Below are 14094 nucleotides of genomic sequence, written 5' to 3' on the forward strand. Positions count from 1 at the left end.
GCAAGGCCCTCATTGATAGTCGATGTTCAGCGTGTATTGGCTCTGAAACGCACCCGTCGGTGATTGCCCGGCCGCCAGTTGTGGCTTGAAGCTCAGGTTTACGTCATTGCTGCCCACGCGTAACTGCATAAAGCGCGGGGTAGTGAAGTTCACCGGGTTCAGGGTGTCGGTCCACAGCGCCTGCATGTTCAAACCTGCCAGCGAGGTGCGTGTCACGCCGGTGGTGGCGTTGACTACCGCCTGGTTGGGCAGCAGGTAGACGTTGGCGCGCATCGCGGACTTGCAGTTGATCGACACAGTGGTCGATTGCATCTGGTTGCTGAGGTCGGCGTTACTGATGGAGCCAAAGCGCAGGTCGACGCTGCCGGGTGAACTCAGGCTGCACGCCGGTGGAACGACGGTGTATTGAAATAGTGTTTGCATGAACCACTCGCCATAACCCAGCCAGTTTTGCGAGGTCACGCCCAGCGCTACAGCTACAAATCGTGTACCTGCTGTTCGGGGCGCAGTGCCCACCAGAATGTAGCGGTAAGGCACCACGGTATTCAGGGGCAGAGGCCGGCAATAGCCACCCAGGCAATTGTTACTGTATTGGCCGATGGGCAGATTGGATAAGTAGATGTTGTGATACGGGTCGGTCAATCTCAACGGGGCTTGATCCGGGCCGCTCAGGTAATTGACTTGCGAATTTAAGCCGGCGGAATAGGGGAATGCACGGCGAACGGTGCACGTACCCTCGTAGACGATTCTGATCGCCTGACCGGGCGTAAAAGTGTAACCGCCGCTCGGAAAACCCGGCACTGTGCAGTTGAGATTCCCTTCGACCAACGCGTGCGCCTGTTGTGACAGGCAGCTCAATACTGCGCACAACAGCGCAAGCATCAGCCGTCCACGTACCTTATGTGTTGCTTTAACGATCATGTCAGGAATCCTTGGCACCCGACCCACCGGCCGCGCGCTCACATTGAATATTCATTTGGGTGATGCCGCCCTCGGCAGGCTCTGTTTCGTCCAGCTTCAATTCGCGGCTGCACCACGGCTGGCCGTCGACGCTGACCAACAACCGCGCCTCGGGCGGCACGCCGGTCAGGAACGCGCGGCCTTTGTCGGCTACCAGGGTGTTGCCCAAGGCACGGCCGTCCGGCGCGAACAGTTCGGCGCGGGCGGCAAACGGCGCTGCTTCGCCCTGCGTGTCGCTGATGCGAAACAGGATGCGTTGTCCGCGCCGGGTGTCGAAGTCCGCCAGCACAAAGGCACCACGGTTTGGCGTGACTTCCTGCACCGGCTCGGCGATGTCGACGTCAGACGGCATTGACTGGGTGTCCAGCGACACGCGGTTTTTGCGATAGGGCAGGGCCTGTGGCACCACGGTGTAGCCATTGCTGTTGGTGCGCACACCGCGCTTGTTGCTGATGCCCACGTCGGCGGCGCCCGGTGTGGCGACGATCACATTGGTTTCGCCCAATGGCTGGCTGAACATCAGGTTGCTGCCATACGCCACCACCGAACCTTCGACGCCCATGTCCAGTTGGCGGCTGCCGGTGGTCTCGTTATAGGCACCGCGCACAATCGCGTTGGGCGCGTCGTATTGCGCGGCGAAGGTGCCGCCGGTCTGGCGTTGCGCGCCGCTGACTTGCTGCGACACACCCGCGCTGTAGGCCAGCGTATCGTCCTCGAACGCGTTGCCGCTCAGGGTCGCGGTGCGTGATGCCGAGCCCCGCGCACTCTGGTTCATGTTGGCCGTAACGCGCTGGCTGCGCGTGCCGCCCAGGGGCATGCTGATGCTCAGGGACAGGCTGCGGTCGTCGCTGTTGGCGCCTTTGTTCAGGCCCAGCCCAAGGGAGTAGGAAATGTCCCCGACGCTCGCGCTGTATCCCAATTGGATCGAGGTGTCGGCCTTGCTCTTGTCCGAGTAGGCGGTTTTCGACACGTTGGCATAGACCCCGCCGTAGCCGCCCAATTGCTGCGACACGTTGGCGGTGAAGTTGCTTTTCATGTGGCCGCTGCGGTACGTGTCCAGGGTTTGCTCGGTGCTGCGGCTGTTCAGCGCTTCGTTGAACGAGTAGTAGCCGCCGGTGGAGTAGCGGTAGCCGATCAGGCTGAAGTTGGTGTCGGTGGCCGCCAGGGACTTGGAATAGCGAAAGCGAAACGACTGGCCGCTGGACGTGGTTTTCTCCCGGCCCACGGCGTCGCTGCGGGCGTGGGTCACGTCCACCGAGATCGCGCCAAAGCCGGCAAAGTCGTGGGCAAAACCCAGCAGGCCGGCGTTGTATTGATTACTCAGCAGGCTGCCGCCAAACAGCGTGGTGCTGCCGCTCAAACCGCGTCGTAGGGAGGCCTGGATAAATGTTGGGGTTTGCTGCACAAAGGACGATTGCGCCGGGCGGTATTGGCCGGCGAATACCGAATAGCTTTGCTGGCCTTCGCGCAGCATGTAGGGCACCGACGAGAACGACTGGGTGTAGACCTGGCGCTGGCCGTCCGGGCCTTCCACGGTGACTTCGATGTCGCCATTGCTGGCGGTGGGGTACAGGTCGGTCAAGGCGAACGGCCCCGACGGCACCCATTGCTCATGGATCACATAGCCGCGCTGGCGGATGATCACCCGCGAGCGGCCATTGGCAATGCCGCGAATCACCGGGGCGAATTCGCGGGCCTGGTCGGGCAGCATGTCCAGATCAGAGGCGATGCCCAGCCCGCGATAGGGGATCGCGTCAAACAGGTCGCCTTCGGTGGTGGAATCGCCCAGGGTGGCGATCGCCATCATATTGCCCATGTCGCGCTGGGCGTAGGTTTCCAGCGACTCCCAGCGCCCGGGCGTGGTGCTGCCTTTTTGCCAGGTCGAAAAATTGCGCAGGCGCCAGGCCCCGGCATTCACGCCGCTCCTCAGGCTGCCGAACTGGTCCTGGCGGCGGCCGGTATCGGACTCCACGGTGCTGCCGGTGAAGCTGTAGTTGGTGAAGGCCACCTGTTCGCCGTTACTCCATTGCCGACGGCGCACTTCAAAAGGGATGCTGCCCAGGTAGGCCTGTGGGATTTCAATCGACAGGATCTGGCGGTTGAAGTCGTAGTCGTAGCTCACGCCGGCCAGGCCCTGATCGAACGCAATGCAGGTGGGGTCGGCGTCGGTGCGGTTTTGCAGGGCCGTGTCGGCCACGCCCTGGGCGCGGAAGAACTCGACATCCAGGCAGGGGAACAGGCCGGTGCTCGAGCGTTCCTGGGTGCCGGTGGCGCGGATGAAACGCACATCACGCTGTTCGATCGAGCGCTGGTTGAGCTGGATATCCACCCGGTAAATCCCCGGCAACTGGCCGTCGCTCATGGCGCTGACCTGTTGTTTCACAGCGGCCGAACTCTGCCCGCCGCCGATTTCGAGAAACGACGCATCGAACTCGTAGCCGGCGTGTGCGGGGGCCAGGTGCAAGGCGGCGGCGGCCACGAGCGGGCAGCCGAAAGCCTTCACGGCGCAACGGCGCATGACTGGGAATGAACGGAGCATGGTCGTTCCTGAAAAGGCGTTCCGGGGTTGTCGCGTGGGTATCAGTGAATGCGGATGACGGGGGCGGTCACGATGCTGCCGTAGTCATCGATGTAGCTCAGTTGCACTTCATCGCCGGCCTTTGCCTGGATCGGCAGCTCACGCGCTTCGCCTGGGCGCAGCACATCCGGCGCCTGGGTGATCGGCAGGCCGTTGAGCTTCAGTTCGCTGACCACCACGTGCAGCTTGGAGGCGTTATTGACGGCCAATGCACCCGCTTGGGCCTTCCAGTTCACTTGCGCCACCGCGTCCTTGAGCGAACCTTTGAGGCCGGCCGGGCGGTAGAACAGTTTGATCGTGGTCTTGAGCGCGATCTGCAGCACGTTCTTGCCTTTTTGATCGTCGCTCATGGCCGGGATTGCCTTGACGTTCATCAGGAACAGGCTTTCGCGGTCCTGGGGCACTTCTGGGCCACCGGTAAAAATGATGCGCAGGATATTTTCCTTGTCGGCATCCAGCCGGAACAGCGGCGGCGTGACGATAAAGTTATCGACGCTTTCCTCGTTGCCACTGCCGAAGTGGCTGACCCAGGACTGCACGAGGTAAGGCGAGGTGTCGTCGCGGTTGCTGACGCTCAGGTTGGCTTCGTTGGAAGCGCCGTCGTAGATCAGTCGCGTGGCGCCGACGGTGACGGCGGCGTTGGCGGCGCTGTGCCAGAGCGGCAGCAGGGCGAGCAGAAGATAGACTTTCAAACGCATGACAGGGGGACCTCCGGAAGCCCGCGGGCCGGCGCGCGAACGCCTGGCCCACGGTGTTGACGAGCAATTACTTGTAGGTAACGTCGAAGCTGGCCAGCGCGTGCACCTGACCGGTGCTGATGCCGGAGGTGGTCACCGCGTCGTCGCCTTCACCGGTGGTGGTGTCGGCGACGGTGCGCACGTAGGCAGCGGTAAAGTCGAAGGTATTGGACTGTGCACGCAGGTCGTAATCGGCGGTCGGCGTGTTCAGTGGCAGTTTGTTGCCGTTACGGGAGTCGGTGATCTGGATCGCGATGCCGCGCACCTGGTTTTCACCGGTCAGGCCCAGTAATGTCGGGTCGCTGGCGTCTTGCTGGCCGCTGAAGGTGATCGCGACGTTTTTACGGGTCGCGGTGCTGCAGTTGTCCAGGCTGATGGAAAACGGCTTAGCTTTATCGGTGAGCACCGAACCCACGGTGGGCGCGAAGTCAGCGATGCGCACCGGGTCCAGAGTCACCGACTTGTTCACGTCGCCGGTGGTGATGGTGCAGGCGTTATCGGTGACGGAACCGGTGAATTCGATCTGCCCGTCCGCCGCCTGAGCGGTGCCGGCCAGCAACCAGCAAGCGCCGCAGGCGAGGGTGAGTTGGCTCAGTTTGTTCAGCATTGCAGTGCCTCTTTTAAGAGAAGGAAGGTTGTCTGCCTACCCGTCAGGTAAGCCAATCCATAGTGCAATGCTGTGTTTTAGAGGCACATGAGACGAATCTTAAAAACTGGCGAACTGATGGCCGCCCGACCGCTGAGTCCATATAAGGCGCCGAGCGTGATATTCTGCGCGCCATCTTGGTCTAGCCTCTATCGAGTACGTACACCCGTATACGTCCCGGTGGTTAGCTGGCGCCCAGGTAGCTGAAGCCAATAATGATAAGAAGTCAGCGCAGAAGGGACATAAAAGTGAGGTCGATACGTCGGCCTTGTGTGCCCACCCTGCGGTCCCCGAATGAATGTGCACACCCCGCGGTGCGTTGCCTGGCGCAGCGTGATTGAGGGTTGCCCATGATCAGGGGCAGTGGGGCGGATGGCGTTTTATCATAGGTGCTACTGATGTTTAAAAAAGTAAACACTGCCCTGCTGGGGCTGGCTTTGTCGATGGGGATCACTTCCGTTCACGCGGAAGAGGCAAAGAAAGTCGATGTGCTGCTGATCGGCGGCGGCATCATGAGTGCAACCCTGGGTGTGTGGCTCAATGAGCTGCAACCGGATTGGTCGATGGAGATGGTCGAGCGCCTCGATGGCGTGGCCGAAGAAAGCTCCAACGGCTGGAACAACGCCGGTACCGGTCACTCGGCTTTGGCTGAGCTGAACTACACCCCGGAAGACAAGAACGGCAACGTTGAGATCCCGAAAGCGGTCGAGATCAACGAAGCGTTCCAGATCTCCCGTCAGTTCTGGTCCTGGCAGGTTCAGCAGGGCGTCCTGAAGAACCCACGTTCGTTCATCAACTCCACTCCGCACATGAGCTTCGTGTGGGGCGATGACAACATCAAGTTCCTGAAGAAGCGTTACGAAGCGCTGCAGGCGAGCCCGCTGTTCGCCGGCATGCAGTACTCCGAAGACCCGGCGCAAATCGCCAAATGGGTTCCGCTGATGATGGAAGGGCGTGACCCGAACCAGAAAATCGCGGCCACCTGGACCCCGATCGGTACGGACGTGAACTTCGGCGAGATCACGCGCCAGTTCGTCGCTCACCTGAAAACTACGCCGAAGTTCGACCTGAAACTGTCGAGCGAAGTGCAGGACATCACCAAGAACGCCGATGGCACCTGGCGTGTCAGCTACAAGAACCTGAAAGACGGCACCAAGACTGAAACCGACGCCAAGTTCGTGTTCATCGGCGCGGGCGGCGGTGCACTGCACCTGCTGCAGAAGTCGGGCATTCCTGAAGCCAAGGAATACGCGGGCTTCCCTGTTGGTGGTTCGTTCCTGGTCACCGATAACCCAACGATTGCCGAGCAGCACCTGGCCAAGGCCTACGGTAAAGCTTCCGTTGGCGCACCGCCGATGTCGGTTCCGCACCTGGACACCCGCGTGCTGGATGGCAAGCGCGTGATTCTGTTTGGCCCATTCGCTACCTTCTCGACCAAGTTCCTGAAAGAAGGCTCGTACCTGGACCTGCTGACCAGCACCACCACCCACAACATCTGGCCAATGACCAAAGTCGGTATCCGCGAATACCCACTGGTCGAGTACCTCGCCGGCCAACTGATGCTGTCGGATGACGACCGCTTCAAGGCGCTGCAAGAGTACTTCCCGAACGCCAAGAAAGAAGACTGGCGCCTGTGGCAAGCCGGTCAGCGTGTGCAGATCATCAAGCGTGACGAAGAGCAGGGCGGCGTCCTGAAACTCGGTACCGAAGTGGTCAGCTCCGCCGACAACACCATCGCCGGCCTGCTGGGTGCATCGCCAGGCGCGTCCACCGCGGCTCCGATCATGCTGACCGTGCTGCAGAAAGTGTTCAAGGAACAGGTTGCTTCCCCGGCCTGGCAGGAAAAGCTGCACCAGATCGTGCCTAGCTACGGCACCAAGCTGAACGACAGCCCTGAAGCTGTGGCTAAAGAATGGGCCTACACCGCCAACATTCTGCAGCTGACGCCTCCACCTGCGATTCCGCAGCTGACTGCTCCGAAAGCCACCGAGGCTGCAAAGCCTGCGGCTGAGCCGAGCAAGCCAGCTTCTGACATCGCGCTGTAAGACGTTGGTGAGGTCCTGATTCAGGGCCTGCGCAACGTAAAAAGCCCGCTGAACCGGTGACGGTCAGCGGGCTTTTTTGCAGGTGTCACCAATGAGCGGGTACTTCGACCTGCCGCTCTGCAGCTGCCAACGCTGCCTTCAGTCCCTCTTTATCCAGAGGTATGCAGTACGCCGGCTTGGCGCGTTCAAACCGCCAGCTCTCATCCAGCCCACCGGCATCTACTGCGTCGAAGCCGATCTCGTCCAGCAGGGCGATGACTTGCGCCTTGGCTGCCGGGTCATCCGCCGCGACCGGGAGCGCGCGCCGGTCGGGTGCGCCGCGGCTGCGAGCATCCTGGGTCAGGTCCGGCGCCAGGATAGCGTTGAACACTTTCACCACATTTGATTGCGACAGGTGCTCGGCCACCAACCGGCTGGTGGTGGTTTCAAAGCGGTCGAGCACGGGAATATGGCCGTCGCGGTTCGGGTAGTAGTTGTTGGCATCCATCACGGTTTTGCCTTCCAGCCACTGCGCCGGCACGCTGCGGTAATGTTCGAACGGAATCGCCAGCAGGACCAGTTCGCCAAATTGCGCGGCGTCTTGCGCAGTACCCACTTGAACCCCACGAATGCCACTCAGCACGCTGCTCATCGACTGCGGGCCGCGGGAGTTGCTCAACATCACTTCATGGCCGGCCGCCAACGCCAACTGCGCAACGGCGCGTCCGATAAAGCCTGCTCCGATAATGCCAATTTTCATGTCGGTGCTCCTGAGTTGAGAGAGACGTTATGATGATTGGCTACTGGATGAGGATAAATGGCCGTTCTGGTCTTGGTGTTGTTACTGGGAGTGGTGAATGATGGACCGCCTTTCAAGCATGAGTGCCTTTGTGATGGCTGCCGAACTGGGGTCCTACGCCCGTGCTGCCGAACGCCTGGGAATGTCGCCGCAGATGGTAGCCAAGCATGTGGCGGCGCTGGAGCGGCGGCTGGGCGCGCGCCTGCTCAACCGCACCACACGCCGGCAAAGCCTGACGGAGTTGGGAAGCGCGTACTACGAGCGCTGCAAACATATCCTGACAGAGGCAGAGGCCGCGGACTCCCTCGCCCAGATCATGAATGACACACCACGGGGCAAGCTCAAAATCAGCGCCCCAGTGACTTTTGGCTCCTACAGCCTGATGCCACTGGTGACCGAATTTTTACGCGACAACCCCGAGGTGGAAATCGACCTGCACCTGACCGACCGGTTTGTCGACCTGGTGGAGGAGGGCTACGAAGTGGCGTTCCGTATCGGCCCGCTGGCGAACAGCAGCCTCACCGCCCGGCCGCTGCAGCCCTACCGTCTGGTGGTCTGTGCGGCACCCAAATACCTGGCCGAGCGCGGCACGCCGCTGACGCCCGCTGACCTTGAACACCACGAGTGCCTGGGATACGCCTACTGGTCACGTCCGGCTGATCGCGAATGGTCGTTCTACCAAGGCGCCGTCCTGCACAAGGCCCAGGTCGCCAGCCGCCTGCACGTGAATGAAAGCCGGGCCTTGATGTCGGCCGCGCGGGATGGTTTCGGGATTGTGCTGGGGCCTGAGGATTTCTTGCGCTCGGCCCTCAAGAGCGGTGAGTTGGTGCGAGTGCTGCCGGACTATGAGGCGCCAAGTCGGCAGATGCATTTGCTCTACACCGCGAATCGCCAGCGCACCGCCAAGCTGCGGCGATTTGTCGATGCGGTGCTGTTGCGTTTCGGACCACCCTAGACGCTGAAGCCGGCCCTGACCTGCTCATACAGATGCAGTGCCAACAGGTTGCTGCTGTCGCCAAGCAGGTACAGGTGATGCAGCGGCAGCGGCGGCAGTTCAGCTCCAGCAATCTGGCGCGTCAATCCCTTACCCATGCGGCTTTCTTCCACCAACCCCACCGCCATGCCACTGCGGATACACGCTTCAACAGCGGGCGAACTCGCGCTTTCCAGCAGCACCCGATAGTAAGTGCCGTGCTCCTTCAGCGCTCGAATCGCTGCAGCGCGATAAGGGCAACCTGTCAGTTGCACGGCAATCGGCAGTGGCGCCTGCGGTGGGCAGCTGAAGTGTTCGGCGGCCACCCACAGCGGCTGGATTTCTCCCAGGCGCTCGCCTTGTTCCAACGGCTGGGCGCTGACAATCAGGGCCAGGTCCAACTGCCTGCTGGCGAACAGCGTGAGCAGTTCGCCACTGGAGCGCGCTTCTACCTCCAGTTCCAGCAGAGGGTTGTCGGCGACCAGGCGGGGCAGGAACTCCTGCATGAAGTCTGGCGCGTAAGAATCAGGCAAACCCAGGCGAATCTTGCCCTGCATGCGTTGCGGCGTGAGGGAGGCCAGCAAGCGGTCGTGGCTCTTGAGGAATTCGGTGGTTTCGCCCAGGAGTTTCTTGCCGTACATCGTCAGTTCAACCCCCTGGTTGCTGCGGCTGAACAGGCGTTGGCCGACCTGGTCTTCGAGCTTCTGGATCTGCGTGGTCACCGTCGAGGCACTGCGGTGCACATGATTGGCCGCTTCGTTGAATCGCTGGAAGCGCGCCACCGCGTGGAAAGTGCGCAACAGGTCAATATTCAGTTGTTTGCTCATGATTCCACTTTTAAGGATTAGTGGTACAGATTATTCAAATATACAGAATCATGCGCGGCACTTAGCCTTTTGGTCAATCAAGCGAACCGGAGGCTCAATGAAGCGATCAACCGTGGGGCGGTTGCTGTTACAGGCGGTGTTCGTGCTGTCGTGGAGTTCGGGGTTTATCGGCGCGAAACTGGCGACCCGGAGTGATGGCGTGTTCAACGTGCTGTTCTGGCGTTTCTTGCTGGTGTCGTTGTGCCTGGCGCTGTTTTTGAACGTGCGGCTGCTGAAGGTTTCCTGGGCACAGATCCGCCATCACGCGGTGGTGGGTTTCCTCTCGCAGTTTCTCTATTTGACCTGTGTCTACGTGGCGATCCAGAACGGTTTGCCGCCGGGGATTGCGGCGATCATCGCGGCCCTGCAGCCATTGATGACGGCGGCGCTGTCATCGGGTAGCCACGCCGAACGCAGCGGCGGCTGGCAGTGGCTGGGGTTGATGATCGGTTTTGCCGGCGTGTCGATCGTCATCTTCGGGCAATACCGCAACAGCGGGGCCGAAGTCGGGTGGGTCATGTATGCATTGCCCCTGGTGTCGGCACTCGGTCTGACCGTGGCCACGCTGTACGAACGGCGGGCGGCCCGCACTGACTCCGGCGGCCTGAGCCTGGCGTTGTTTATCCAGTCGTTGCTGACCTTGATCGGCTTTGCTGCAGCGGTGCTGTACACCGATACGCTGAGCATTCCGCGGACCCCCGACGTATTGATCTCCATCGTTTGGCTGACGGTGTTCTCTACCTTCGTGGCTTACCTGAGCCTGTGGATGTTGTTGCGCGTAATGACGGCTACCCATGTGGCGACATTGGTGTACCTGGAGCCTCCCGTGACACTGGTGTGGGCGGCACTGATGTTTGGCGATGAGATTCATGCGTCGACATATGCAGGGATCGCCGTGGTGGTGGCCGGGCTGATTCTGGTGCGACTGAAACAGCCGGTCGCAGTCTGTGCCTCTTGAAAAGGTCAGTTTTTCTTTACCTGCTGTCTGCCCGTGGGTTCAGCAAGCTGACAGTTGGCACCTGTTAAAAAGTCTTATGGCCAAGCAGGAGCGCGGCTGGAACAAGGGGGCATTTTTTTTCCGGTATAAACGCTGGGCGGTCACGCCCGAGGATTCTGTATGTTGTTACGTTATGCGGCATTGGCGGCTTTGGTCGTCGCGGCTTCCGGGTGTGTAGAGGAGCGGGTCGTGCATGATCGACGACCGGTGCAGCGTGAATATGTAGAAGTCGTCGCGCCGCAACCGCCGCCGGTGCAGGTCATCGAGGTCGAGCCCGAAGGGCGGCCAGGTTACCTGTGGTCGCGTGGCTACTGGCGTTGGGAAGGCGGGCGCTATGTGGCGGTTCACGGCCACTGGGAGCCGGTACGGCCAGGTTATCGTTATGTTCACCCGCATTGGGAGCAGCGTAACGACGGCTATCACTGGCAGGGCGGCGGTTGGGTTCGCTGACCGTTTTCCGATGGCTTAAATCGGCTTCTTCGTACCCAGAAGCCGAACTTCCCTGAGCAGCGCCGCGCCCAACTGGCCGGTGCCAAGCTCCTTGTAACCTACAGCTTTAACATCGCCATTCTCTTCCGCCTGGATGAGGATCACCGGTGTTTCCTTGCCGGTGCCTTCGTCGACATGCATGGCGTACTGCGGGATATCCAGCTTGATCGGCGTGCCTGCCGCCTTGCCCTTCACATTGATCAGAAACGCCGCACAACCGGTGTCCACATCCTGACTGGTAGCGGAGCGACCGCTGACGAAGCAGGTGTCGGGCAGGTCGGGCCAGGCGATGGCTTCGGCGAGGGTCAATGGGGACGTTAATGCCAGGCCGGCGAGAAAAAGCGTGCGCACGTTGGTCTTGTCTCTGGATAAAGTCAGTAAGGGCATTTTCTACCAAAGCCTTGACGCTTCTGCAACGCGACGCCTCAGGTCAGCCGCCGCATACCTGTAGCCTTGGCCGCGCTGACATCAAATGTCGCCGTATATTCACAGCCTGCTGCGTGGGCGCAGCGTTCAATCAGGCAGTCGGCGAAATCGGCCCTGGTGCTTGTAAATCGCCGGAGTGCCTGCCAGATAACGTCGGCGTGCTCTACGGTCAGTTCGCGGGTACGCAGCAGCGTCTCCAGGACCGCAACCACTTCACTCTTGGCTGACTGGTAACTGGACTGCAGGACCCACACCAATTCCACCACTGAAACCAGGCTGACAAAACCCGGCGAGGCAGTGGTGAGCGACTCGATCAGTCTGGATGCCTTTGGCGATTGGACGGGATCATCCTGGGTGACGTAACGCACCAGCACATTGGTATCCAGTCCAATCATCGTGCTTTGGCTCCCTGTGCAGCGATGGCCAGGTTCATTTCTTCGATGCTGACGGGCTTGGCGGGTTTGCGGATCAGCCCTTTGAGGTCCAACACAGTCTTGCTGGCCGCGATGATCGCAAACTTGCCCTCTTCCATTTCGACGAATTCGACCCGGTCGCCAGTGTTCAGCCCAAGTGCGGCCCTGACTTGAACGGGAATGGTTATTTGGCCTTTTGAAGTGAGTGTGGCGGTAGCCATGTTGAAAGCCTCTCTCGTGATACTCCTTACCTTAGGGTAAGGAATAGTGGAGGGCAAGATCCATTGGTCCATAGGTTACTCATCTGGCGTGGGTGGGTCGGAACAGGTAAAACGATAGTCCGAACGTTTCCCGTCGACACGCCTGAAACCAGCCTTAAGAGATACAACATATGACCGACCGCCACCTCATCATCCCCACTTCCATGCACCCCATCGTCGAGCGCGCCGGCTACGTCCCGGCCGTAAAAGTCGGCAAGACCCTGTACTGCGCAGGGCAGGTCGGCCGCACGGAACACCTGGAAGTCATCACCGATCCCGAGGCACAGTTCGTCGCCGCCTGGGAGAGCCTGCGCCTGGTATTGGAGGAGGGGGGCTGTACGTTTGAAGACGTGGTCGACATGACCACCTACCACGTGAACATGAGCGAGCACATGGCGGTTTTCCGTGAAGTGAAAAACCGCCTGTTCCCTCGCGGGTTGTGCGCCTGGACGGTCATTGGCGTATCAGAACTGGCCAACCCAGGCTTGCTGCTGGAGATCAAGTGCGTAGCGGTTCAGCGCTGACTCACTGCACCACGCGGTAGCACGGCACGTAGGCGGCGCCGCCTGGCAGTTTCATCCGGTGCTGCTCTACGAACGCCTTCAGCAACTCATCCAGCGGTTTCATGATCGCCGGGTCGCCATGAATCTCATACGGCCCGTTCTGCTCGATCAGGCGGATGCCCTTGTCCTTGACGTTGCCCGCCACAATCCCCGAGAACGCCCGGCGCAGGTTGGCCGCCAGTTCATGGGGCGGCAGCGCGTGGCTCAGTTGCAGGCTGGCCATGTTGGCGTGGGTCGGGTCGAACGGGCGCTGGAAGCCCTCGTCGATCTTCAGCAGCCAGTTGAAGTGGAACGCGTCGTTGCGCTCGCGGCGGAACTGTTTGACCGCTTTCAAGCCGACGGTCATCTGCCGGGCCACCTCAGCCGGGTCGTCAATGATGATCTGGTAATGAGCCTGGGCCGCTTCGCCCAGGGTCGCGCCGACGAACGCGTGCAACTGTTGCAGGTACGGCGCGGCGTGTTTCGGCCCGGTGAGGATCACCGGGAACGGCACGTCGCGGTTGTCCGGGTGCATCAGGATGCCCAGCAGGTACAGGAACTCTTCGGCGGTGCCGGCGCCGCCCGGGAAGATGATGATGCCGTGGCCGACGCGCACGAAGGCTTCCAGGCGCTTTTCGATGTCCGGCAAAATCACCAGCTCATTGACGATCGGGTTCGGCGCCTCGGCGGCGATGATCCCCGGTTCGGTCAGGCCCAGGTAGCGCCCGCCGGTAATGCGTTGCTTGGCGTGGGAAATGGTCGCGCCCTTCATCGGGCCTTTCATCACGCCGGGGCCGCAGCCGGTGCACACGTCGAGGCTGCGCAGGCCGAGTTCGTGGCCGACTTTCTTGGTGTATTTGTATTCTTCGGTATTGATCGAGTGCCCGCCCCAGCACACCACGATCTTCGGCTCGACGCCCGGGCGCAGGGTGCGGGCGTTGCGCAGCAGGTGGAACACGTAGTCGGTGATGCCCTGGGAGCTGCTCAGGTCGATGCGCTGGCTGTCCAGTTCGTTTTCGGTGTAGACGATGTCACGCAGGGCGCTGAACAGCATCTCCCGGGTACTGGCGATCATTTCACCATCGACGAACGCGTCAGCCGGTGCATTCAACAGTTCCAGGCGCACGCCACGGTCCTGCTGGTGGATGCGCACTTCGAAATCTTTATAGGCGTCGAGGATGGTCTTGGCGTTGTCGATGTGCGCGCCGGTGTTGAGGATGGCCAGGGCGCATTGACGGAAGAGGGTGTAGATGCTGCCGGTACCGGCTTCGCTCAGTTGCTGGACTTCACGTTGCGACAGCGTTTCAAGGCTGCCTTTAGGGCTTACGGAGGCATTGATGACTTGTCTTTGGGGCATTCTGATTCCCTGAAAGCACAGCCACCG

At 60.9% G+C, this 14094-nt stretch carries 15 protein-coding genes; 5 read left to right on the top strand and 10 right to left on the bottom strand.

Features of this window, described 5'->3' with window-relative positions; translation table 11 throughout:
- Positions 1–9 precede the first annotated feature (9 nt).
- From AC3WKX_RS24155 to AC3WKX_RS24170, 4 genes are all read right to left on the bottom strand, one after another.
- A complete protein-coding gene (locus AC3WKX_RS24155) occupies positions 10–921 on the bottom strand; it encodes a fimbrial protein (protein ID WP_256349547.1) in 912 nt (303 codons plus the stop codon).
- Between the two features lies 1 nt (position 922).
- Positions 923–3499 (bottom strand): fimbria/pilus outer membrane usher protein, encoded by a 2577-nt coding sequence (locus AC3WKX_RS24160; RefSeq protein ID WP_102605625.1) that lies wholly within the window; start codon positions 3497–3499, stop codon positions 923–925.
- Between the two features lie 41 nt (positions 3500–3540).
- Positions 3541–4236, bottom strand: coding sequence for a fimbrial biogenesis chaperone (locus AC3WKX_RS24165; RefSeq protein ID WP_003218892.1), 696 nt, complete (start codon positions 4234–4236; stop codon positions 3541–3543).
- Between the two features lie 67 nt (positions 4237–4303).
- Entirely contained in the window at positions 4304–4882 is a 579-nt protein-coding gene (locus AC3WKX_RS24170; protein WP_003218890.1) for a fimbrial protein, read from the bottom strand.
- A gap of 437 nt (positions 4883–5319) precedes the next feature.
- Here AC3WKX_RS24170 and mqo point away from each other — a divergent pair, with 437 nt between their 5' ends.
- Positions 5320–6966 (top strand): malate dehydrogenase (quinone), encoded by a 1647-nt coding sequence (gene mqo, locus AC3WKX_RS24175; protein ID WP_102605624.1) that lies wholly within the window; start codon positions 5320–5322, stop codon positions 6964–6966.
- An 85-nt stretch (positions 6967–7051) separates the two neighbouring features.
- Here the strand turns inward: mqo and AC3WKX_RS24180 are convergent, their stop codons facing one another.
- Complete coding sequence (locus tag AC3WKX_RS24180) at positions 7052–7705, bottom strand: NADPH-dependent F420 reductase (RefSeq protein WP_008437644.1); 654 nt, start codon at positions 7703–7705, stop codon at positions 7052–7054.
- 97 nt (positions 7706–7802) lie between these two features.
- On the opposite strand from AC3WKX_RS24180, the gene AC3WKX_RS24185 reads away from it, so the two are divergent.
- Positions 7803–8699 carry a LysR family transcriptional regulator gene (locus AC3WKX_RS24185; protein WP_173883044.1) on the top strand — a complete coding sequence of 299 codons (897 nt, stop codon included), beginning with the start codon at positions 7803–7805 and terminating at the stop codon, positions 8697–8699.
- Here the strand turns inward: AC3WKX_RS24185 and AC3WKX_RS24190 are convergent.
- Positions 8696–9544 (bottom strand): LysR family transcriptional regulator, encoded by an 849-nt coding sequence (locus tag AC3WKX_RS24190; RefSeq protein ID WP_102605623.1) that lies wholly within the window; start codon positions 9542–9544, stop codon positions 8696–8698. The genes AC3WKX_RS24185 and AC3WKX_RS24190 overlap by 4 nt on opposite strands.
- Before the next feature lie 97 nt (positions 9545–9641).
- Here AC3WKX_RS24190 and AC3WKX_RS24195 point away from each other — a divergent pair, with 97 nt between their 5' ends.
- Positions 9642–10541, top strand: coding sequence for a DMT family transporter (locus AC3WKX_RS24195; RefSeq protein WP_102605622.1), 900 nt, complete (start codon positions 9642–9644; stop codon positions 10539–10541).
- Positions 10542–10700: 159 nt separating this feature from the next.
- A complete protein-coding gene (locus AC3WKX_RS24200; RefSeq protein ID WP_023659079.1) occupies positions 10701–11030 on the top strand; it encodes a YXWGXW repeat-containing protein in 330 nt (109 codons plus the stop codon).
- A gap of 15 nt (positions 11031–11045) precedes the next feature.
- Here AC3WKX_RS24200 and AC3WKX_RS24205 read toward each other — a convergent pair whose 3' ends face one another.
- From AC3WKX_RS24205 to AC3WKX_RS24215, 3 genes are all read right to left on the bottom strand, one after another.
- Positions 11046–11420, bottom strand: coding sequence for a hypothetical protein (locus AC3WKX_RS24205; protein WP_032899669.1), 375 nt, complete (start codon positions 11418–11420; stop codon positions 11046–11048).
- Between the two features lie 74 nt (positions 11421–11494).
- Positions 11495–11890, bottom strand: a complete 396-nt coding sequence (locus tag AC3WKX_RS24210) for a type II toxin-antitoxin system VapC family toxin (protein ID WP_003218874.1) — start codon at positions 11888–11890, stop codon at positions 11495–11497.
- Entirely contained in the window at positions 11887–12201 is a 315-nt protein-coding gene (locus AC3WKX_RS24215; RefSeq protein ID WP_003218872.1) for an AbrB/MazE/SpoVT family DNA-binding domain-containing protein, read from the bottom strand. Before AC3WKX_RS24215 ends, AC3WKX_RS24210 begins: the two co-directional genes overlap by 4 nt.
- Before the next feature lie 98 nt (positions 12202–12299).
- On the opposite strand from AC3WKX_RS24215, the gene AC3WKX_RS24220 reads away from it, so the two are divergent.
- The gene (locus tag AC3WKX_RS24220) at positions 12300–12692 is read left to right on the top strand and encodes a RidA family protein (protein WP_003218870.1); all 393 of its coding nucleotides are present in this window, start codon (positions 12300–12302) and stop codon (positions 12690–12692) included.
- 1 nt (position 12693) lies between these two features.
- On the opposite strand, the gene ppnN is transcribed toward AC3WKX_RS24220, so the two are convergent.
- A complete protein-coding gene (gene ppnN, locus AC3WKX_RS24225) occupies positions 12694–14067 on the bottom strand; it encodes a nucleotide 5'-monophosphate nucleosidase PpnN (protein WP_003218868.1) in 1374 nt (457 codons plus the stop codon).
- Positions 14068–14094 lie beyond the last annotated feature (27 nt).

This window comes from Pseudomonas sp. GP01-A4 (genome assembly GCF_058780865.1).